At 44.0% G+C, this 21059-nt stretch carries 19 protein-coding genes; 16 read left to right on the top strand and 3 right to left on the bottom strand.

All coding sequences use genetic code 11. The features are described 5' to 3' along the window. Positions 1 to 63 precede the first annotated feature (63 nt). Entirely contained in the window at positions 64 to 1299 is a 1236-nt protein-coding gene (locus ACTQ50_RS06510) for an argininosuccinate synthase (RefSeq protein ID WP_441483501.1), read from the bottom strand. A 386-nt stretch (positions 1300 to 1685) separates the two neighbouring features. Here ACTQ50_RS06510 and argC point away from each other — a divergent pair, with 386 nt between their 5' ends. From argC to ACTQ50_RS06490, 4 genes are all read left to right on the top strand, one after another. Further along, on the top strand, positions 1686 to 2726 hold the full coding sequence (gene argC / locus ACTQ50_RS06505; protein ID WP_295304980.1) for an N-acetyl-gamma-glutamyl-phosphate reductase: 1041 nt from the start codon (positions 1686 to 1688) through the stop codon (positions 2724 to 2726). A gap of 101 nt (positions 2727 to 2827) precedes the next feature. Continuing rightward, positions 2828 to 4051 carry a bifunctional glutamate N-acetyltransferase/amino-acid acetyltransferase ArgJ gene (gene argJ, locus ACTQ50_RS06500; RefSeq protein WP_441483500.1) on the top strand — a complete coding sequence of 408 codons (1224 nt, stop codon included), beginning with the start codon at positions 2828 to 2830 and terminating at the stop codon, positions 4049 to 4051. Positions 4052 to 4126: 75 nt separating this feature from the next. Further along, positions 4127 to 5023, top strand: a complete 897-nt coding sequence (gene argB / locus ACTQ50_RS06495; protein ID WP_441483499.1) for an acetylglutamate kinase — start codon at positions 4127 to 4129, stop codon at positions 5021 to 5023. Then, the gene (locus tag ACTQ50_RS06490; RefSeq protein WP_441483498.1) at positions 5010 to 6200 is read left to right on the top strand and encodes an aspartate aminotransferase family protein; all 1191 of its coding nucleotides are present in this window, start codon (positions 5010 to 5012) and stop codon (positions 6198 to 6200) included. Before argB ends, ACTQ50_RS06490 begins: the two co-directional genes overlap by 14 nt. 134 nt (positions 6201 to 6334) lie before the next feature. Here the strand turns inward: ACTQ50_RS06490 and ACTQ50_RS06485 are convergent, their stop codons facing one another. Next, the gene (locus tag ACTQ50_RS06485; RefSeq protein ID WP_441483497.1) at positions 6335 to 6664 is read right to left on the bottom strand and encodes a DUF1292 domain-containing protein; all 330 of its coding nucleotides are present in this window, start codon (positions 6662 to 6664) and stop codon (positions 6335 to 6337) included. Positions 6665 to 6988: 324 nt separating this feature from the next. Here ACTQ50_RS06485 and ACTQ50_RS06480 point away from each other — a divergent pair, with 324 nt between their 5' ends. The 9 genes from ACTQ50_RS06480 (at position 6989) to holA (ending at position 16151) form a co-directional block, all read left to right on the top strand. Beyond that, on the top strand, positions 6989 to 7204 hold the full coding sequence (locus tag ACTQ50_RS06480; RefSeq protein WP_118579737.1) for a helix-turn-helix transcriptional regulator: 216 nt from the start codon (positions 6989 to 6991) through the stop codon (positions 7202 to 7204). Beyond that, on the top strand, positions 7197 to 8003 hold the full coding sequence (locus ACTQ50_RS06475) for a DUF3169 family protein (protein ID WP_441483496.1): 807 nt from the start codon (positions 7197 to 7199) through the stop codon (positions 8001 to 8003). Before ACTQ50_RS06480 ends, ACTQ50_RS06475 begins: the two co-directional genes overlap by 8 nt. A gap of 158 nt (positions 8004 to 8161) precedes the next feature. Continuing rightward, a complete protein-coding gene (locus ACTQ50_RS06470; RefSeq protein WP_441483495.1) occupies positions 8162 to 8596 on the top strand; it encodes a DMT family transporter in 435 nt (144 codons plus the stop codon). Between the two features lie 125 nt (positions 8597 to 8721). Further along, the gene (locus tag ACTQ50_RS06465) at positions 8722 to 9489 is read left to right on the top strand and encodes a helix-hairpin-helix domain-containing protein (protein WP_441483494.1); all 768 of its coding nucleotides are present in this window, start codon (positions 8722 to 8724) and stop codon (positions 9487 to 9489) included. A 13-nt stretch (positions 9490 to 9502) separates the two neighbouring features. After that, positions 9503 to 10192, top strand: coding sequence for a response regulator transcription factor (locus ACTQ50_RS06460; protein WP_021925592.1), 690 nt, complete (start codon positions 9503 to 9505; stop codon positions 10190 to 10192). A gap of 3 nt (positions 10193 to 10195) precedes the next feature. After that, on the top strand, positions 10196 to 11623 hold the full coding sequence (locus ACTQ50_RS06455) for a sensor histidine kinase (protein ID WP_441483493.1): 1428 nt from the start codon (positions 10196 to 10198) through the stop codon (positions 11621 to 11623). A gap of 10 nt (positions 11624 to 11633) precedes the next feature. Continuing rightward, positions 11634 to 12578 (top strand): GerMN domain-containing protein, encoded by a 945-nt coding sequence (locus ACTQ50_RS06450; protein ID WP_441483492.1) that lies wholly within the window; start codon positions 11634 to 11636, stop codon positions 12576 to 12578. Between the two features lie 18 nt (positions 12579 to 12596). Further along, positions 12597 to 14993, top strand: coding sequence for a ComEC/Rec2 family competence protein (locus ACTQ50_RS06445; protein ID WP_441483491.1), 2397 nt, complete (start codon positions 12597 to 12599; stop codon positions 14991 to 14993). A gap of 171 nt (positions 14994 to 15164) precedes the next feature. Beyond that, positions 15165 to 16151 carry a DNA polymerase III subunit delta gene (holA, locus tag ACTQ50_RS06440; RefSeq protein WP_441483490.1) on the top strand — a complete coding sequence of 329 codons (987 nt, stop codon included), beginning with the start codon at positions 15165 to 15167 and terminating at the stop codon, positions 16149 to 16151. Between the two features lie 170 nt (positions 16152 to 16321). Here holA and rpsT read toward each other — a convergent pair whose 3' ends face one another. After that, positions 16322 to 16585: a 30S ribosomal protein S20 gene (gene rpsT / locus ACTQ50_RS06435; protein WP_330633960.1), complete on the bottom strand. Its 264-nt coding sequence runs from the start codon at positions 16583 to 16585 to the stop codon at positions 16322 to 16324. A gap of 206 nt (positions 16586 to 16791) precedes the next feature. On the opposite strand from rpsT, the gene gpr reads away from it, so the two are divergent. The 3 genes from gpr to lepA all read left to right on the top strand — a co-directional run bounded on the left by gpr (position 16792) and on the right by lepA (position 21022). Next, complete coding sequence (gene gpr / locus ACTQ50_RS06430; RefSeq protein ID WP_441483489.1) at positions 16792 to 17703, top strand: GPR endopeptidase; 912 nt, start codon at positions 16792 to 16794, stop codon at positions 17701 to 17703. Positions 17704 to 17890: 187 nt separating this feature from the next. After that, positions 17891 to 19150 (top strand): stage II sporulation protein P, encoded by a 1260-nt coding sequence (locus tag ACTQ50_RS06425; RefSeq protein ID WP_441483488.1) that lies wholly within the window; start codon positions 17891 to 17893, stop codon positions 19148 to 19150. A 63-nt stretch (positions 19151 to 19213) separates the two neighbouring features. Next, complete coding sequence (gene lepA, locus ACTQ50_RS06420) at positions 19214 to 21022, top strand: translation elongation factor 4 (protein ID WP_226819652.1); 1809 nt, start codon at positions 19214 to 19216, stop codon at positions 21020 to 21022. Positions 21023 to 21059: the final 37 nt, after the last annotated feature.

Raw genomic sequence — 21059 nt, 5'->3', positions numbered from 1 at the left:
TATCTCCGGGAGAATTTTAAACTCACGGAGATATTTTTTATCATATTTTATTTTTTATGAAGATCAGTCGTTGGTCTGTTTCTGGCTTTCTACTTCTGCAAGCTTCATTGCACGAACCTTCAGTGGCAGACCGAACAGAGTGATGAATCCGTCTGCGTCGTGGTGATCATACATATCACCTGTTGTGAAGGAAGCAAGAGACTCATTGTAAAGGCTGTATGGAGAAGTTGTTCCGGCTTTGATGATGTTTCCTTTGTAAAGCTTGAATTTAACTTCACCAGTTACATATTTCTGGGTGGACTCTACAAATGCCTGGATTGCCTCGCGAAGTGGTGTGAACCATTTTCCTTCGTAAACAACCTGTGCAAGCTGGCTGCCAAGTTTCTTCTTGGTTTCAAGTGTCTCACGGTCAAGGATCAGCTCCTCAAGCTGCTCGTGTGCTGCCGTAAGGATTGTTCCGCCAGGAGTCTCGTAAACACCACGGGATTTCATACCTACAACACGGTTCTCAACGATATCAATGATACCGATTCCGTTCTCGCCGCCAAGTTTGTTCAGTTCGGTGATGATCTCGGAAACCTTCATTGCTTTTCCGTTTAAGGTTTTCGGAACACCAGCTTCAAATGTCATGGTAACTTCAGTCTCTTTATCTGGTGCTTTCTCAGGTGTTACGCTGAGAACTAACATATCGTCATAGTTCGGAGCCTGTGCCGGATCCTCAAGCTCAAGTCCCTCATGGCTGATGTGCCACAGGTTACGGTCACGGCTGTAGCTGTGCTTTGCATCAAATGGAAGGTTGATTCCATGAGCCTGGCAGAATGCGATCTCGTCTTCACGGGACTGCATGGTCCAGACGTCTGTCATACGCCATGGAGCGATGATCTTAATGTCTGGTGCAAGAGCTTTGATTCCAAGCTCGAAACGGATCTGGTCATTTCCTTTACCAGTAGCACCGTGGCAGATTGCAACTGCGTTCTCTTTTCTTGCAATCTCAACCAGCTTCTTAGCGATAGCAGGACGAGCCATGGAGGTACCAAGAAGGTATTTGTGCTCATATACAGCGCCTGCCTCAACGCATGGCATAATGTAGTTGTCGCAGAAATCATCTACGATATCTTCAATATATAATTTGGAAGCACCGGAAAGTTTGGCTCTCTCCTCAAGACCATCCAGCTCATTTCCTTGTCCGCAGTTTACACAGCAGCAAACTACTTCGTAATCAAATGTTTCTTTCAGCCACGGAATCAGTGCTGTGGTATCAAGTCCGCCTGAATATGCAAGTACAACTTTTTCTTTCATAATATTTACCTCTTTTCTTTTATCCCTCTGAAACAGATAGGGTTATAAATCGTATTAAATTTTGAATAAATATTCATTGTGAAAACGGCGCTTACATGTCGTTTGCCGTTCACAAGGAATAATATACAACAATACTCATAAATATGCAATAGGGAATTTGAGAAAATTTTAAAAATTATTTGCATAAAAATACATCATTTAATAGGTAAATACGCGATAAAATGCACAAAAAAGTTGTAAACGACAGAAAAATAAGGAAAAAATCACTATTGCATAATATGCAAAGAAGATGTATAATCTGAACATAATTATTCGCAGGTGTTTTTTTCGTGGTCTTTTTTACCCGGAAGGATTGCCCAGGATATGAAGATACGGAGGTTGAAAAAATGATTAAAGCTGGAATTATCGGTGCAACCGGTTATGCAGGAAACGAGATCGTGCGTCTCCTTCTTGGACATAAAGATGTGGAAGTAGCATGGTTTGGTTCCCGAAGCTACATTGATAAAAAATATGCAGGAATCTATCAGAACTTTTTTAAACTGGTAGATGCCAAATGTATGGATGATAATATGGAAGCGCTTGCTGATGAGGTAGATGTAATTTTCACTGCAACTCCTCAGGGACTGTGTGCTTCTCTTGTAAATGAAGGAATTCTTTCCAGAGCCAAGGTGATTGACTTAAGTGCAGACTTCCGTATTAAAGATGTGAAGAAATACGAAAAATGGTATGGAATCGAGCATAAATCCCCGCAGTTTATTGACGAGGCGGTCTATGGACTGTGTGAGATCAACCGTGAGGATATTAAGAAGGCACGCCTGATTGCCAATCCGGGATGCTATCCTACCTGTTCTACACTGTCTATTTACCCTCTTTTAAAGGCTGGTATGATCGATCCAAATACCATCATTATTGATGCAAAATCCGGTACAACAGGTGCTGGAAGAGGTGCTAAGGTTGACAATCTCTACTGCGAAGTAAATGAGAATATTAAGGCGTATGGCGTTGCCACACACAGACATACTCCGGAGATCGAGGACCAGTTAGGATATGCCTGCGGACAGGAAGTAACCATTAATTTTACCCCACATCTTGTTCCAATGAACAGAGGTATTCTGGTTACTGCGTATGCTTCTCTGACCAAAGATGTGACATACGAAGAGGTAAAAGCAGCGTACGATGCATGCTATGAGAATGAAACCTTCGTACGGGTTCTTGACAAGGATGTATGCCCGCAGACCAAGTGGGTAGAGGGCAGCAACTACGTGGATGTGAACTTCAAGATCGATCCAAGAACCCATAGGATCATCATGATGGGTGCCATCGATAATCTGGTAAAAGGTGCAGCTGGACAGGCTGTTCAGAATATGAACCTGATGTTTGGATTTGACGAGGCAGAGGGCTTATTACAGGTTCCTATGTATCCGTAAAAGGTGAGAATGGAAAACGGTTCTGAGACTATTTTCAGGGCAGATTTACCTTATAAAATGAACATATGATTTGCCTGACAGGGCAAAGGAGGAGTATAGATATGGAGATCATTACAGGTGGTGTTACCGCTGCAAAAGGCTTTAAAGCAGCAGCAACAGCAGCAGAAATTAAATACAAAGGCCGTACAGATATGGCTATGGTTTACAGCGAAGTTCCCTGTGTGGCAGCAGGTACCTTTACCACAAATGTGGTGAAGGCAGCTCCTGTAAAATGGGACCAGGATGTGGTTTATAATCACTCATCTGCACAGGCTGTGATCTGCAACAGCGGTATTGCAAATGCATGTACCGGAGCAGAAGGATATGGCTATTGCAAGGCAACTGCAGATGCCGCTTCTGAGATTCTTGGAATCCCGGCAGACAGTGTGTTAGTGGCTTCTACAGGTGTTATTGGAATGCAGATCCCGATCGACAGAATTGTAAATGGTGTGAAGGCTATGGCGCCGAAGCTGGACGGCTCTTTGGACGCTGGAACAGAGGCTGCCAAGGCAATCATGACCACAGATACAGTGAAAAAAGAGGTGGCTGTACAGATCGAGATTGGCGGAAAAACAGTTACGGTAGGCGGTATGTGCAAGGGTTCCGGAATGATCCATCCCAACATGTGTACCATGCTTGGATTTGTTACAACAGACGCAGCAATCTCCAAAGAAATGCTTCAGAAGGCATTGAGTGCAAACATCAAAGATACCTTTAATATGGTTTCGGTTGATGGAGATACCTCCACAAATGATACTGTTCTGCTCCTTGCAAATGGCATGGCAGGCAACCCTGAAATCACAGAAGAGGGCGCTGATTTTGATAAATTTATGGAGGCTTTGAACTATATTAATACCTGTTTGTCAAAGAAAATTGCAGGTGACGGAGAGGGTGCAACTGCACTTTTTGAAGTGAAGATTGTGGGCGCTAAGACAAAAGAAGATGCGGTTACACTTAGCAAATCCGTAGTCACTTCTTCCCTTACAAAAGCTGCGATTTACGGTCATGATGCAAACTGGGGACGAATTTTGTGCGCTATGGGATACTCCGGAGTGCAGTTTGATCCGGAAAAGGTTGACCTGTATTTTGAGAGCCGCGCAGGAAAATTAAAGATCATTGAGAACGGTGTTTCCACTGGATATGACGAAGCAGAGGCAACCAAAATCCTGTCTGAAGACGAGGTAACCGCTATTGCGGATGTGAAGATGGGTGACGCGAAAGCAACTGCATGGGGCTGTGATCTTACTTATGATTATGTAAAAATTAATGCGGATTACCGCTCCTGATGTGGATACTCGGGGGAGTAATTGCCGGGCAAGTTTTGGCAGAGTGAGGAAATGTGAAAGAAAGGTAAGAGAAAAATGGTAAATCAGAAATATCTTGACAAGGCAGAGGTGTTGATTGAGGCACTTCCTTATATACAGCGTTTTAACCGTAAGATCGTCGTTATCAAATATGGCGGAAGCGCTATGCTGGATGAAGAACTGAAGGCAAATGTAATTAAGGACGCAGTTCTTCTGAAACTGGTTGGTTTCAAGCCGATCATTGTGCATGGAGGCGGCAAGGAAATCAGCAAATGGGTTGGAAAGGTTGGCATGGAAGCCAAGTTTATCAATGGCCTTCGTGTAACAGATGCCCAGACAATGGAAATCGCAGAGATGGTTCTTGCAAGGGTAAACAAAGAACTGGTTACCCATGTGGAATCTCTTGGTGTACAGGCTGTTGGTATCAGCGGAAAAGATGGCGGACTCTTAAAATGCAAGAAGAAATATTCAAACGGAGAGGATATTGGATTTGTTGGTGATATTACAGAAGTAAACCCGAAAATCCTTTATGATCTGCTGGAAAAAGATTTTCTTCCGATCGTTTTCCCAATCGGATTTGATGATAATTATGACAGCTATAACATCAATGCAGACGATGCGGCATGCGCAATTGCAGAAGCGGTACATGCTGAGAAGCTGGCATTCCTTTCCGATATTGAAGGCGTTTACAAGGACAAAGATGATCCGTCATCTCTGATTTCAGAGCTCCATATTCAGGAAGCGCGGAAGCTGATCGAGGATGGATATGTTGGCGGAGGAATGATTCCGAAGCTGAACAACTGTATTGAAGCAATTGAGCATGGCGTTAACAGAGTGCATATTCTGGATGGAAGAATCCCGCACAGTCTGTTGTTGGAAATCTTCACAAACAAAGGTATTGGTACTGCTATTTTAAGAGAGGACGGAGAGAAATATTACCATGAACATGAATAATCAGATGGAAGAATTTGAAGCAAGTGTGCTTCATACATATAATCGTTTTCCTGTTGTTTTTGAGCGTGGAGAGGGCGTACATCTTTATGATTCTGAAGGTGCCAAGTACCTGGATTTTGCAGCTGGAATCGCTGTAAATTCACTTGGATATCATTATCCGGGATACGATGAAGCACTGAAAGAGCAGATTGACAAGCTGACTCATATTTCCAATTTGTATTATAATGAGCCGACTATTGAGGCTGGTGCTAAGCTGATAAATGCAAGCCGCATGGACAAAGCTTTCTTTACAAACAGCGGTACAGAGGCTATTGAAGGTGCTTTAAAGGCTGCAAAAAAATACGCTTACGAGCGTGACGGACATGCAGATCATGAGATCATTGCCATGAATCATTCCTTCCATGGAAGATCAATCGGAGCACTTTCGGTTACAGGAAATGCACATTATCGTGAGCCTTTTGAGCCCCTTATGGGTGGTGTAAAGTTTGCTGATTTTAACGATCTGGAGAGCGTAAAAGCCCAGGTTACAGATAAAACTTGTGCCATTATTATGGAAACGGTACAGGGAGAAGGCGGTATTTATCCGGCTACAAGAGAGTTCTTGGAGGGCGTTCGTGCCCTGTGTGATGAGAAGGATATTCTTCTCATTCTGGATGAGATCCAGTGTGGAATGGGACGTTCCGGATACTATTTTGCATGGCAGGCATACGGTGTTCAGCCAGATATTATGACCTGCGCAAAAGCACTTGGATGCGGTGTTCCGGTAGGTGCTTTTGTATTGAATAAGAAGGTTGCACAGGCTTCCCTGAAGCCAGGAGATCACGGTACAACCTATGGCGGAAACCCATTTGTATGTGCTGCAGTAAGCAAGGTTTTTGATATTTATGAGAAGGATATGATCCTCACTCATGTACAGGAATTAACACCATATCTTGAGAAAAAACTGGATGAACTTGTAGAGAAACATGAGTGTGCTGTTGCAAGAAGAGGTATGGGATTTATGCAGGGAATTGTCATTGCAGGACGTCCTGTAGGAGAAGTTGTTAAGAAAGCTCTGGAGAAGAAACTGCTGGTTATTTCAGCTGGAAGTGACGTGCTTCGTATTGTACCTCCGCTTGTGATCACGAAGGCAGATATTGATGAAATGGCAGAGATTCTGGATGAGTGTCTGGCGTAAATAAGAGCTGATTTTTAGCCTTAAAAGAGAATAAAAATGCTAGAAAAAGGTATCTCAAAGTTGAATTTGAGGTACCTTTTTCTAGCGTTTAAGCTCCGTATATGGAGCCTTGATGTTTAGAATTTTGGGTGATTTTATTCTTCTGCGAAGTCAAATTCGTCTTTGAATTTCTCTTTGAAGATATCGAAAACTGCGGTGAGAATATCATCGTCATCAACGAAAACATAGCTTTCGTTTTCCTCAGTTCCATCATCCTCTACCTGAAGGATCAGCACTTCCTCATCCTCGTTCTCGTCTTCACCTTCCACGTCCTCAATAGGTGGGAGAAGAACTGCGTAGCGCTTGCCTTCGTACTCAACAAGATCCAGAAATTCGAAATCCATGTCTTCGCCGTTCTCATCTGTGAGTGTGATGATCTCAATTTCTTCTTCGCCTGCTGTTGTGATGTTCTTTTCGTCTGCCATTGTTGGTCTCCTTTCATTTTTGACACGCCAGCCCGGGTGCCATATTTGTTGAAAATATTATAGCAATTGTGGGAGCTGTTGAATAGATGGAAAATATAGAAAATTTCAGAAATCTTTTTGCAGATTGCCATATAAGATCGGGTGCATGGTTCTATGAATATGATTTTGGGAAAATGCTGAAAAATGTGTTGACAAGTAAAGTTGTCAATGATACAATATGAACATCAAGAAATGACAAATAAACTTGTCATAATGACAAAAAAATAAGTCATTTTAGGAAAACAATTGAATATACTACGAAAGAGAAAGAAAGGAGCCTTTGAAATGGCGCTGGAGAATCGGTTGAAGGAATATCGTGCCAGGCTTGGGATCAATCAGGCTGACATGGGGAAGCTGGCAGGGGTATCCAGGCAGACGATCAGCCTGATCGAGAGGGGAGACTATTCACCATCAGTGACGCTGGCTTTGAAGCTTGCGAAGATCTGCCAGGTGACAGTGGAAGATATTTTTACTTATACGGAGGATGGAGAAGATGAATAAGGGAAAATCTGACAAGAAGAAAATGAATTCGTATCTAAAGATGATACTGCTTATGGCAGCTGGCGGTGTTGTTGGCGGTATTTTTGGTTTTGTTACAGCGTGGAGTGGGGAGAATTTCATAGCGGCAATTGGACATGGGATGAATAGGTTCCTTTTCGCTATACGTGATCATGCATTGCTGTTAGAATGTATCTGCGGTGTGATTTGTATTATGATCTGTGAGATACATTTTGCGAAGATGAAGAGAATGGGGGCCCAGATGGAGGATGCAGAGGATGAAGAATATCATGAACTGCAGTATCATATTGAAGTATCCTCCAGCTGGGGTGTGATTGCAAGTACAGTGGGAACTGTTCTTATGATGCTGATCATTTCACCAGGATATTCCATGAAATATATTGAGAGCCAGAGTGATGGTGAGACATGGAGATTTTTAGCAGGAATAGTGGTGTTTTTGGGGATTGTCGGATATTTTAGTTTGTGGCAGGTCCGCTATATAAAGCTGATCCAGAAACTTTATCCGGAGAAGAAAGGGGATCCTACTTCTTTGAAATTTCAGGAACAGTGGCTTGCAAGCTGTGACGAAGCGGAGAAGGAAGAAATCTACCAGGCAAGCTATAAGACTTACCTGCTGACTGGAAAAGTACTTCCTGTCTGCACATTGGCAGCTATGCTGCTTCATATGGTGTGGAATACGGGGGTTCTTGCTATTATCATTCCTGCTTTCCTTTGGATCTTATCCTCTTCCAATTATTGCCGTTGCTGTGTAACCCAAAAGAGCAAAAAGCTTGCAAGGTGAATGAATCTTTGAAAAATACATATAATACTATTGTGGAGGTGCCAGAAGAGCACCTCCTTTTCTTCCAGGGAAAAGGAACATCTTTTGATAATCCAGCAGAATGTCAATCGGATCAGAGGAAGAAGTTGAAAGTATAGGAGAGCTTATGGAGGTATTATATGTGGGGATTTTTTGTGGCGCTGATATCAGGAGCATTGATGAGTATTCAGGGCGTTTTTAACACTGAAGTGACCAAGCAGACCAGCCTGTGGGTGTCAACCGGCTGGGTGCAGTTTTCCGCATTTCTGGTCTGTATCCTGGCGTGGATCTTTACAGGAAGGGACAGTATCGGGGCATTGTGGCAGGTGGAGAATAAATATACTTTGCTGGGCGGTGTGATCGGGGCATTTATTACCATAACGGTCATTCAGAGCATGGGAAGCCTGGAACCTGCAAGGGCTGCCATGCTGATCGTGATCTCCCAGCTGGCAGTTGCCTATATAATCGAATTGTTTGGGCTTTTTGGCGTGGAAAAGGTGGATTTTCAGTGGCGGAAACTGATCGGTATGGCGATTGCTATTGTAGGAATTGTCATATTTAAATGGGAGAAATAAGGCAAATAGATAAAAGTCTGATAAAAATTAGAAATGGTATTGTAAAAAATGTAAAGTTTCGTTAAAATAGATGAGGTAAAGCATGAGTAGTGGGAACCTGTGCATAAAGCGAAAGGGGAACCCACATGGAAATAAAAAAGAAATATAGATGTGGAAACTGGATTGTATTGCTTCTTTTCTGTACGGTGCTGGTACTGACAGGCTGTACGCGCCGGGAAGAGGTTTTTCTGGAAGAGATAACTTCGGAAGAGGACGAAGAAAAGTCAGAGGGCGAGGAAGCTGGGCTAGATGAGAGTGCAGAGAATTTAATTTCAAATGCGCCATCAGAAACGTTGGTTCCACAGAAAATATTTGTTGATGTATGCGGAGCCGTTGTGAATCCAGGTGTTTATGAGCTGGCTGAAGGGGCACGTATTTTCCAGGCTGTGGAAGCTGCTGGCGGTTATTTGCCAGAGGCAGCCATAAATTATCTGAACAGAGCCAGAAGCATCGGCGACGGGCAGCAGATTTATGTGCCCACTGAGGAAGAAGTAACAGAGAATCTGGAACTTGCCATGGCGAAGGTACCAGAAGCGCTGACTGACAGTGGGGATGCCGGGAATTTAGGTTCGAGAGAGATCCAGGGCAGTCAGGCGGGGAATTCTTCAGGAATTTTTTCAGGAGATACAGGAAGCTCTGGAGATGGCGCGGGTGGTGATTCCAGGATCGATCTGAATACTGCAGATGTGGGACAGCTCTCTACGTTAAGCGGAATCGGGCAGTCCAAAGCTGAAGCCATCATCGCATACAGAGAGGAACACGGAGGCTTTACTTCTATAGAAGAGATCATGAATGTAGAAGGTATCAAAGAAGGTACCTTTTCAAAAATAAAAGACAAGATATCAGCTGGATAAGGGAGATTCTTAAATGAGCAGGAAAGTTTTGGTAGTAGATGATGAGAAACTGATCGTAAAAGGAATCCGTTTCAGCCTGGAGCAGGATGGAATGGAAGTGGATTGTGCCTACGATGGCGAGGAAGCATTGGAGATGGCGAAGGAGAAGAAATATGATATCATCCTTCTGGATCTTATGCTGCCTAAGATGGATGGCTTCGAAGTGTGCCAGCAGATCAGGGAATTTTCAAATGTTCCTATTGTAATGCTGACAGCAAAAGGCGAGGACATGGATAAGATCCTTGGACTTGAGTATGGCGCAGACGATTATATCACCAAGCCATTTAATATTCTTGAGGTAAAAGCGAGAATTAAGGCAATCATGCGTCGTGCAGGCAGCAATCAGGAAGAAAAAGAGAAAGCCAAGACCATTGAGGCTGGTGATCTGAAGATGGACTGCGAGAGCCGCCGCGTGTTTATTGCTGGCAAGGAGATCAATCTCACTGCCAAAGAATTTGATGTGCTGGAGCTTCTGGTGTTTAATCCGAATAAAGTTTACAGCCGTGAGAACCTGCTTAATATTGTATGGGGATATGAGTATCCAGGTGATGTTCGTACTGTGGATGTACATATCCGTCGTTTACGTGAGAAAATTGAGGCGAATCCCAGTGAGCCGAAATATGTACACACCAAATGGGGTGTGGGATATTATTTCCAGGCCTAAGCCATGCCAGAGAAAAAGAAACCCAGCTTCCTAAAAAGTCTGCGTTTCCGTATTCTGATCATTCTGGTCATTCTGGGGATTGTACCAAGTGTCATTGTTGCTCATGTGATGGTGGCTGCCTATGAGAGCAAGGCTGTGGCTGTCCGTAAGCAGACTGTTGAAAAGCAGTGTGACATTTTGTGCAACCTGTTAATTAAAGAGAATTATATGAATGACTCCAGCTCGCAGAATGTAAACAGCAAGCTGGAGTTGTTGTCTAATGTATATGACGGAAGGATTCTGTTAGTTGACAGGGACTATAGGATTATCAAGGATACCTATGGCGTAGATGAAGGGAAAACATTGATCTCTACTATGGTGATCAAATGTTTCAAAGGCGAGGAAGCAAGCCGCTATAACAATAAAACACAGAAGATCGAAATGGCAATTCCTGTTAAAAGCCCGGAAGTAAAGCAGCTTCAGGGTGCCATGCTGATCAGCTTTTCTTCCAATGAGATCGCACAGAACATTCAGGAACTGGAGCAGAAGAGCATTCTGATCACAGGAATTATTATTGTTCTGGCTATCCTTTTGGGATATGTACTTTCTACAGTGCTTGTGAAACCATTTGCCCGTGTAACCAAGTCTATTGAAGATCTGACTGATGGTTACCAGAATGAGGAGATTTCTGTTCCGGATTATACAGAGACAGCGCTGATCACAGATGCATTTAATAAGATGCTTTCCAGGATGAAGATTCTGGACGAGTCCAGAAATGAGTTTGTTTCCAATGTGTCTCATGAGCTGAAAACTCCCCTTACGTCTATGAAAGTACTTGCGGACTCCCTGGTGGGACAGGAAGGGGTTCCCGAAGAACTGTATCAGGAGTTTATGGGGGACATTACTGCGGAAATCGACAGAGAAAACAAGATCATTACAGATCTTCTTTCACTTGTGAAAATGGATAAGAAGGCAGCAGATCTGAATGTGGAGCATATGAATATCAACCAGCTTCTGGAAGATATTTTAAAAAGACTTCGTCCTATTGCAGACAAGCGAAATATTGATCTGATCCTGGACAGTTTCCGTCCTGTGGAAGCAGATGTGGATGAAGTAAAGTTCACCCTTGCAGTGAGCAATTTAGTTGAAAATGGTATTAAATACAATGTTGATGATGGATGGGTTCGTGTAACCCTGGATGCTGACCATAAATATTTCTATGTGAAAGTTGCAGATTCCGGAATGGGCATTCCGGAAGATTCAATTGGAAGGATTTTTGAGCGTTTTTATCGTGTGGACAAATCCCATTCCAAGGAAATTGGCGGCACAGGTCTTGGCCTTGCGATTACCAGAAGTGCAGTAACCATGCACCATGGTACGATTCAGGTGGCCAGCAAGGAAGGGGAGGGAACTACCTTCACTGTCCGCATTCCATTATCATATATTCCGTAGGAGGTGCCAGATGAAGAAACTTTTAAGTACAGTGACGGCGCTGCTTCTGGTCATCAGCCTTCTTAGCGGATGCTCGGCGGAATCTCAGACAGAGAAGGCCGAGAGCGTCAGTAACCAGTATTATTTATATTATATAAACAAAGATGAGACGAAAGTTGTAAAAGTTCAGTACTATCCGGAGCAGGAAAGCGCTGAGTTTATGATCCAGGACTTTATGGGGATTCTGAACAGCCAGGAAGCAAATGGGGAAAATCAGGCTCTTCTGCCCTCTGGTGTCCAGCTTGTTACCTACCGGCTGAATGAATCCTTACTGGAGCTGGAGTTTAACAGTGATTACAGCAATATTTCGCGGACCAGAGAGATTCTGGTGCGTGCAGGTGTGGCAAGAACCTTTCTACAGATCCCGGGAGTTACCGGAGTGAAGATCTTTATAGGAAGCCAGGAGCTTACTGATTCCAAAGGACAGGCTGTGGGTGTGATCGACAGCAATACCTTCGTGGAAATGTGGGGCTCTGACAAGGATGCTTATCGTTATGATACCTTTACCCTTTATTTCACGGACAAGTCAGGAGAACATCTTGTGGCAGAGCAGAGAAACGTATATTACAAAAGAATTCTGCCAAGAGAAAGGGTTATCCTGGAGCAGCTGGCCAAGGGACCAATGGTAAAGGGACATTATCCCACTATTCCGCAGGATACAGATATTCTGGGAGTGGAAGTATCGGATAATATCTGTTATGTGAATTTCAGCTCAGCTTTTTCGGATTCCGGAGTTGATATTCCTGTGAATACCATGATCTACTCAGTTGTAAATTCTCTTTTGGATACGTCATCAGCAGATAAGGTACAGATTTCAATTGAGGGAAATACAGAAGCTACTTTAAGTGATGGAACATCTTTATATAATCTTTTTAACAAGAACACAGATCTGATCTTAACAGAAGATCAGGGCTAACAAGGAAAGGCGCATAAGATGACGCGAAGACCGCTGTGTCTGTTGTGTCTTGCACTGATGCTCTTTCTGTGTGCGGCTGACCGGGCAGGACTTCCCCTTATCCGGGGAAATCCTGTTCCGGAAAATACAGCTTCCTGGATTGAGAAACATCCGCAGGCATCTGTTTGCGGGGAAGTGTTACAGACCACAGAAAATGAATTTACACAATCTATTTATCTAAGCAATGCTTATCTAATCTATCAACCAAAGAAAAATCAGTCAGAGAAAAACCAATCGAAAAAAATATCCATCGAAAATGTAAAAGTATTTTTAAAGAAAAAAGTAGAAGTTCCAGTTGGAACTGTTGTTTTGGTGTCCGGAAAGCTGGAGAGAGTAGAAGAAAAGCGGAATCCGGGAGAATTTGACAGTCAGCAGTATTATGCCACCCAGCATATATTTTATTTTATGAAAAAAGCAGAAATATTGGAAAAATCGAAAAACTATTCGGTATACCGGCAGGGGATGAATCAGCTGCGGGAGTATTTGGGCAGTGTGTTGGAGAAAATTTCGGGAAAAGAATCTGGGATTTTTCAGGCAATCGTGCTTGGGGATAAAAGCAGCTTAGACAAAGGGGTAAAGCTTCGCTATCAGGTTTCAGGAATTGTACATGTGCTGGCGATCTCAGGCCTGCATATCAGTGTTGTGGGCATGGGGATTTATAATCTGTTAATGAAAACTGGAATGGGAATCTGGCCATCTGGTATTATTTCACTGTTTTTTCTGCTTCAATACGGAATCATGACAGGTGGAAGTGTGTCCACTATGCGTGCAGTCTGTATGTTTCTAATAGCAGTTGGGGCGAAAATAACCGGGCGGATTTATGATCTTCCTACTGCGCTGGCGGTTTCTGCAGTAATGATGGTAGGAGATTCTGGGGCGTATTTGTATAGCAGTGGATTTCTTTTGTCTTTTAGTGCAGTTGTGGGGGCGGGGGTGGTAGTTCCGGCTATAACCAGAAACGGAAAGGAGAAACTAGTACTGGCGTTAATTGCATCTCTGGGAGTTCAGCTGACTATGCTTCCAGTATCCCTGTATTTCTTCGGAGAGGTGTCCTTGATCGGAATATTTTTGAACCTGATCGTGCTGCCTACAGTAGGAATTTTATTGGGGAGCGGCGTACTGGGGGTTTTAGCTGGCTGCGCGAACTATAAGGTTGGAAGTGTTGTAATTTTACCAGGAAGAATACTGGCGAAAGTTTATGATGCGTTATGTAAACTGGCTGGCAACCTGCCGATAGGAACCTGGATCGCCGGTCAGCCCAGGCTGTGGCAGGTGGTGGTATATTATGTTCTTCTGGCAGGCGCAGTTGCAGTGCTTACATATAAAGATGCCGGAAAGGGAAAAACATTTCAGAAAAGAGAAGAAATACAGAATAAAAAGCCGCAAAATAAAAAAATATGGAATGAAAAAAAGCAAAACTCTAAATTGCAAAATCATCGTTTACGAAATAGAGCAATACATAGTGTGGGAAAGGAGAACGAAAGGAATAGATTTGAAATAAATCAGGCAGGTCGCAGGATAACAGCACTGGCAGTTATGGGCATAGCCCTGCTCATTCTGACCTGGCGTGGGCCAGAGCCTTTTTCCATCACATGCCTGGATGTAGGCCAGGGAGATGGGATTGTGCTGCGCACGCCAGAAGGGAATTGCTTCCTGGTGGATGGAGGGAGTACCAACAAATCGAGCGTAGGGCAGTACCAGATACTGCCCTACCTGAAAAATCAAGGAATTTCCCGGATTGATGGCATTTTTGTTTCCCATACAGATCAGGATCATATCAATGGAATACAGGAAATTTTGGAACTGACAACTATGAATCTTAATTCCGTGAAAATTGGATGCCTTTATCTTCCAAAATGGAAAAATCCTCCTGATGCCTGGCAGAAATTGGAGGCATTGGCAATGACTGCAGGGATTCCAGTAAGAAAGCTGGAGGCTGGAAACCAGTTGAAGGCAGGAAAACTGAGGTTGAATGTTTTAGCTCCTTTTCAAGAGGCATCAGGTTCGGATGTAAATGAAGATGGCATGGTAATACTGGCTGAATATGAGAAATTCCGAGGACTACTGACAGGAGATATTGGAGAAGAGACAGAGAAAAAGCTGATGGCACAGGGACTTTTGGAAGATGTGGATTTCTTGAAAGTTGGGCATCATGGCTCCCACTATTCAACCTGCCAGCAATTCCTTGATACTGTACGTCCGGAGTATGCTTTTATTTCCTGCTCAGCAGCCAATACCTATGGACATCCTTCGCCGGAAGTGGTGAAACGCCTGGAGGAAGCGGGCTGCCAGACTTGTTTTACCATGAAAAACGGGGCGGTAAGTGTCTGCTGGGAGAAGGGAGAAATTGCGGTTAAAAAATATATAGAAGGCTAATCAGCCCAAAATACACTTTTATAAAACACAAAAATGTGGTATGGTTTAAAGGAGCGTCAGGTGTGACGGTGAAGTCAGACTGATAAGAGTTGCTGATCGCAGGAAATGTTCCGCCAGGTGTTTTGGAGAAAGTCGTGGTCAGTAACGGATAAGAAGACAGGAGCGTACATTTTGAAGAATATCCAGGAAGATATAAAGTCGGGCAATTTTAAACAGGCCTATCTGTTGTATGGAGAGGAAGCCTATCTGAAACAACAGTATAAACATAAACTGGTACAGGCCTTGAACCCGGATGGCGATACCATGAATTTCAATCACTATGAGGGCAGAAACATCGATGTGAAAGAATTGATCGATCTGTGTGAAACTATGCCTTTTTTTTCAGAACGCAGAGTGATCCTTCTGGAAGATACCGGCTTTTTCAAGAACAAATGTGATGAGCTGGCTGATTATATGAAAGAATTGCCAGACTATCTCTGCCTTATTTTTGTAGAAAACGAAGTAGACAAAAGAAACCGTATGTATAAGGCGGTAAAAGCGGCTGGAAGGATCGGGGAGTTTGTAACCCAGGATGAGAAGACTTTAATGCGTTGGGCAGCAGGGCTTTTGAAACGAGAGGGAAAGATGATCACCCAGCGGGATATGGAGCTTCTTCTTACCATGACTGGTGTGGATATGGGAAATCTGCGAATGGAACTGGAAAAGCTGATTTCCTACACGGGAGACCGGGATGTGGTAACTGGGAAGGATATACAGGAGGTCTGCACCACACAGACACAGAATAAGATTTTTGACATGGTGCGTGCGGTAACGGAGAAGAATCAGAAACGGGCATTGGAACTTTATTATGATCTTCTTACTTTGAAGGAGCCGCCTATGAGAATCCTGTTTCTTCTGGCCAAGCAGTTCAGACAATTGCTTCTGGTGAAGGAGTATGCAGAGGAGGGGATTCCTCAGCCGGAGATGGCATCAAGACTTGGGGTACCGTCTTTTGTGGTGAGAAATGTGGCCGCCTGTGCCAGGTCTTACCGGATCAGTGAGCTGTGTCAGGCGGTAGCGGATTTTGTGGATGCAGAGGAAGCGGTGAAGACCGGAAGATTACAGGATGTGCTTAGCGTGGAACTGTTGATCGTGAAGTATAGTTCTGCAAGAGCGTAAGTGATAAAAACAGGCAGGTTAGCGGAAAGACACAGCAGGGAAATCTGTTGGTATGAAATGAAGTACTTTGATAAGCACAGAATTTCGGAGCATAGAAAAAAGGCAGTCGATGACGGTTCGACTGCCTTAATTTTCACTTATAAGCTTATAACTAAAAATTCAGATATCTATTAGCCAATGCTGTTAACGGCTTTGGATAAACGGGAAACTTTTCTAGCGCAGTTGTTTTTGTGATAAACACCTTTGGAAGTTGCTTTGCTGATTGTAGAGATAGCCTCTTTTAATGCAACCTCTGCTGCTGCCTTATCGTTGTTTGCTACTGCCTCGTCAACTTTTCTGATGGAAGTTTTAACAGCAGAACGGATGGATTTGTTTCTCGCAGCTTTTGTTCTGTTAACTAAAATTCTCTTTTTTGCAGATTTGATGTTAGCCAATTCGTACACCTCCAATTCGTGAGTGATAATTATTTTATTGCATCATAAGAACAGACACGGGCGTTCCTATGAACACGCTTATATAGTTTATAATAATTGCCTTAGATTGTCAATACATATTTTTACAAAAAATGGGGAGATTACATAGAAAGTATTACTGTGAACAGTGATATGGAAGGGCTTGTGAAAGGATGGAGGGAGCTGATATGCTTGGAACTTACAAAATCAGAACAGATCTGGCTGTAGAGGCAAGGGAGCGTTTTACAGAGGACAATGTGGAAGTTCGGGGAGTAGAGGTTCAGGAGGATTATAATGAGGAAAAAGATATCCGGACTACGGTGGTAAAGATAACCACTGAGAATGGAGCCAGGGCGATGGGGCGTCCCCAGGGCACATACATTACAATTGAATCTGAGGGACTTTCTGCGCCAGATGAAGATTATCACAGGGAGGTGTCTGAGGAACTTTCCAGACATTTGCGGCGTCTGATCGGTCTGGAAAAAGAAAAATCTGTGCTGGTTGTCGGCTTGGGAAACCAGGGGATTACGGCAGATTCCCTGGGACCGGAAGTAATCGGAAATCTTCATATGACACGCCATCTGATCCGGGAATATGGCCTGAAAAGCACTGAGAAAGAAACGCTTCATGCCATCAGTGGAATTATTCCGGGAGTGATGGGGCAGACGGGAATGGAGACCTCAGAAATTGTGGAAGGCATCGTGGAGATTACCAGACCTGATGTGGTGATCGCAGTAGATGCTCTGGCTGCAAGAAGTACCAGAAGACTGAACCGGACCATTCAGATCACAGATACCGGGATCACCCCAGGTTCGGGAGTTGGAAATCACAGAAATGGTCTTACGGAAGAAAATCTGAAAGTGAAGGTGATCGGGATCGGGGTGCCAACCGTGGTGGATGCGGCAACCATTGTTCATGACTCCATGGCACATTTGCTGGAGGCACTGGATGAGGCGGAGCAAAAGGAATTTCTGGAAGAAATGATCTCGCCCCATCTTCATGGCATGTTTGTGACGCCGAAGGATGTGGACGAGACCATAAAATATCTGAGCTTTACGATTTCAGAAGGATTAAATATGACGTTTGCGCAGGAGAGTTAAGTGAAAAGATGTCAGGTACGTAAGAAGAATCATTTTTCAAACAGACTCTAGTAATTTTTATTTGGAAGGAAATTTATCTGAATATAGATAACTGAGACAGAAGATAAACTCTTATACGAAGCAGAAATAAAAAAGAAACATATAGGGACGGGCTTTGTCATAGTATAACCTTAAAAGAGGTGATTTCGTGACAAAAGTCCAGAAAGCTTTCTGCGTGTTTCTTTGTCTGTGCTTTTTTGCGGTTCTGGCCATGCTGCCAGAGCCTTTTTCCCTGTGGGAAACTTTGCAGAATGTGTACAGGCAGTTTCCACTCTATTATTTTATAGAAGAGAAAGCGCAGGAAACCTGGCTGGAACTGGATGGGGAGACTCTGGCTGAGATTGGGAAGCGGAATGGGGAATATTTAGGAGAGCTGGCAGAGGCTGAGCGTAACTTGGAGGGGGAAAATAATAGAACAGAAGCAATTAATGAAAAGGAGGGGGGAGTAACGGAAGAAGAACGAGAGAAAAATCTGAATTCTTCAAGTAATGATAATTTCAATAACAAAGAAGACAAAATTATAACATCAGAGACTCAATCGGATAATGAAGAGCAGCCAACTTCAGAAACACAGCCTGCAAACACTCTCCCCCAATCCACAATCGTCCTCCCCCATCCCATCCTGGATCTGTCCAGGAACAAGCTGTCTGACTATGAGTATCTGATGAATAATTTTTACATTGTGGATGAGAACACCGATGCATCCGCCGTAAAAATAAATGCCTCGGAATTTCTGGCAGAGGATTTTTCCCTGAGCCATGGCCCGCTGGAACCGCAGATCCTTATTTATCACAGCCATTCCCAGGAGACCTTTTCCGATTCCAGGGAGGGGGAGGAAGAGGACTCCATTGTGGGCGTTGGAAATTATCTGACCAGTCTGCTGACGGAGAAATACGGCTACCAGGTGATCCATATAAAAGAAGCTTTTGATATGATGAGCGGGGAACTGGACAGGAATAAGGCCTACGATTATGCCGGGGATTATGTGGAAAAGGTTCTGGAAGAGAATCCGTCTGTGGAGGTGGTCATTGATCTGCACCGGGATGGAATCGACGAGGACAGGCGGCTGGTGACAGAAATCAATGGAAAGGAAACTGCTCAGATCCTGTTTTACAATGGACTCAGCTACACCAATACCCAGGGGCAGGTTTCCTATCTCCCAAATCCCTACATACAGGACAATCTGGCCTTTTCCTTTCAGCTGGAATACCAGGCTGCCTTATATTATCCTACTTTTTACAGAGGCATTTATCTGGCTGGCCTGCGCTACAATCTTCATTTGCGCAAAAGAGCCCTGCTTTTGGAAGCAGGCGCCCAGACCAACACTGTACAGGAAGTGAAAAATGCCATGGAACCCTTTGCGGATATTTTGAATCGGGTGCTAAAAGGCAGTGACAAACAGAATTAACCTGTGCTATAATCTTTTGATAGAGCAAAAAAGCATAGCATAACCAGAGGAGGAGTGTCTGGAATGACAGACCAGAGTAAAATTCGAAATTTTTGTATTATTGCACATATTGACCATGGTAAATCTACACTGGCCGACAGAATTATAGAGATGACAGGTCTTTTGACTGAGAGAGAAATGCAGGCCCAGGTTCTTGATAATATGGATCTGGAGAGAGAACGTGGAATTACGATTAAATCCCAGGCTGTCCGTACTGTATATCACGGAAAAGACGGAGAAGAGTATATCTTTAACCTGATCGACACACCTGGACACGTGGATTTCAACTATGAGGTTTCACGAAGCCTTGCAGCCTGTGACGGTGCCATCCTTGTTGTGGATGCGGCACAGGGAATTGAGGCACAGACGTTGGCAAATGTTTACATGGCGCTGGATCATGACCTTGAGGTCATTCCAGTAATTAATAAAGTAGACCTTCCAAGCGCTGAGCCGGAGCGTGTTATCAACGAGATCGAGGATGTGATCGGGCTTGAGGCTCAGGATGCACCGCAGATTTCCGCAAAAACCGGACTGAATGTAGACCAGGTTCTGGAACAGGTCGTTGCCAAGATCCCGGCACCTACAGGAGATGCGGATGCACCGCTGAAGGCACTTATTTTTGACTCCATTTATGATTCCTACAAAGGAGCTATTGTTTTCTGCCGTATGGTAGATGGAAAGGTGCGCAAAGGAACCACCATCCGCATGATGGCTACTGGATTTGTGGCAGAAGTTGTAGAAGTGGGATATTTTGGAGCCGGTCAGTTTATTCCATGTGAGGAGCTGACTGCCGGAATGGTTGGCTATATTACAGCCAGCATCAAGAACGTAAGAGATACCCGTGTGGGTGATACCATTACAGACAATAACCGCCCGTGTGAGGAGGCTTTGCCGGGATATAAGAAGGTAAATCCAATGGTTTACTGCGGACTTTACCCGGCTGACGGTGCGAAATATGGAGATCTCCGGGATGCTTTGGAGAAGCTGCAGTTAAACGATGCTTCTTTATTCTATGAGCCGGAGACATCTGTTGCCCTTGGATTTGGATTCCGCTGCGGTTTTCTTGGACTGCTCCATCTGGAAATCATTCAGGAGCGTCTGGAAAGAGAGTATGACCTGGATCTTGTTACTACAGCCCCCAGTGTTATTTACAAAGTCCATAAGACAAACGGGGAAGTGATCGATCTGACCAATCCTACTAACCTTCCAGATCCTTCCGAGATCGAATATATGGAAGAACCTATCGTAAATGCAGAGATCATGGTAACCACAGAATTTATCGGGGCTATTATGGATCTTTGCCAGGAGCGCCGCGGTCAGTACCTTGGCATGGAGTATATGGAAGAGACACGTGCCCTTCTGAAATATAAGCTTCCGCTGAACGAGATCATTTACGATTTCTTTGATGCCCTGAAATCCCGTTCCAGGGGATACGCTTCCCTGGATTATGAGCTTTGCGGATATGAGAGAAGTGAGCTTGTGAAGCTGGATATTCTGGTAAATAAAGAAGAGGTGGATGCCCTTTCCTTTATTGTACATGCGGATACTTCCTACGAGAGAGGCCGCAAGATGTGCGAGAAGCTGAAGGATGAGATCCCGCGTCAGCTGTTTGAGATCCCGATCCAGGCAGCAATCGGAAGCAAGATCATTGCAAGAGAGACGGTCAAGGCCATGCGTAAAGACGTTCTTGCTAAATGCTACGGCGGTGATATTTCCCGTAAGAAGAAGCTTCTGGAGAAACAGAAGGAAGGTAAGAAGAGAATGCGCCAGGTTGGAAATGTAGAGATTCCACAGAAGGCATTTATGAGCGTACTGAAACTGGATGAAAATTAATAGTGTCCGGAAATGACTGGTTGACATAAAATTCATG

The organism is Blautia sp. Sow4_E7 (assembly GCF_052116245.1).
GTDB lineage: Bacteria > Bacillota > Clostridia > Lachnospirales > Lachnospiraceae > Blautia_A.
The sequence above is the reverse complement of the archived record's forward strand: the minus strand, read 5'-3'. Positions and strand labels throughout refer to the sequence as shown.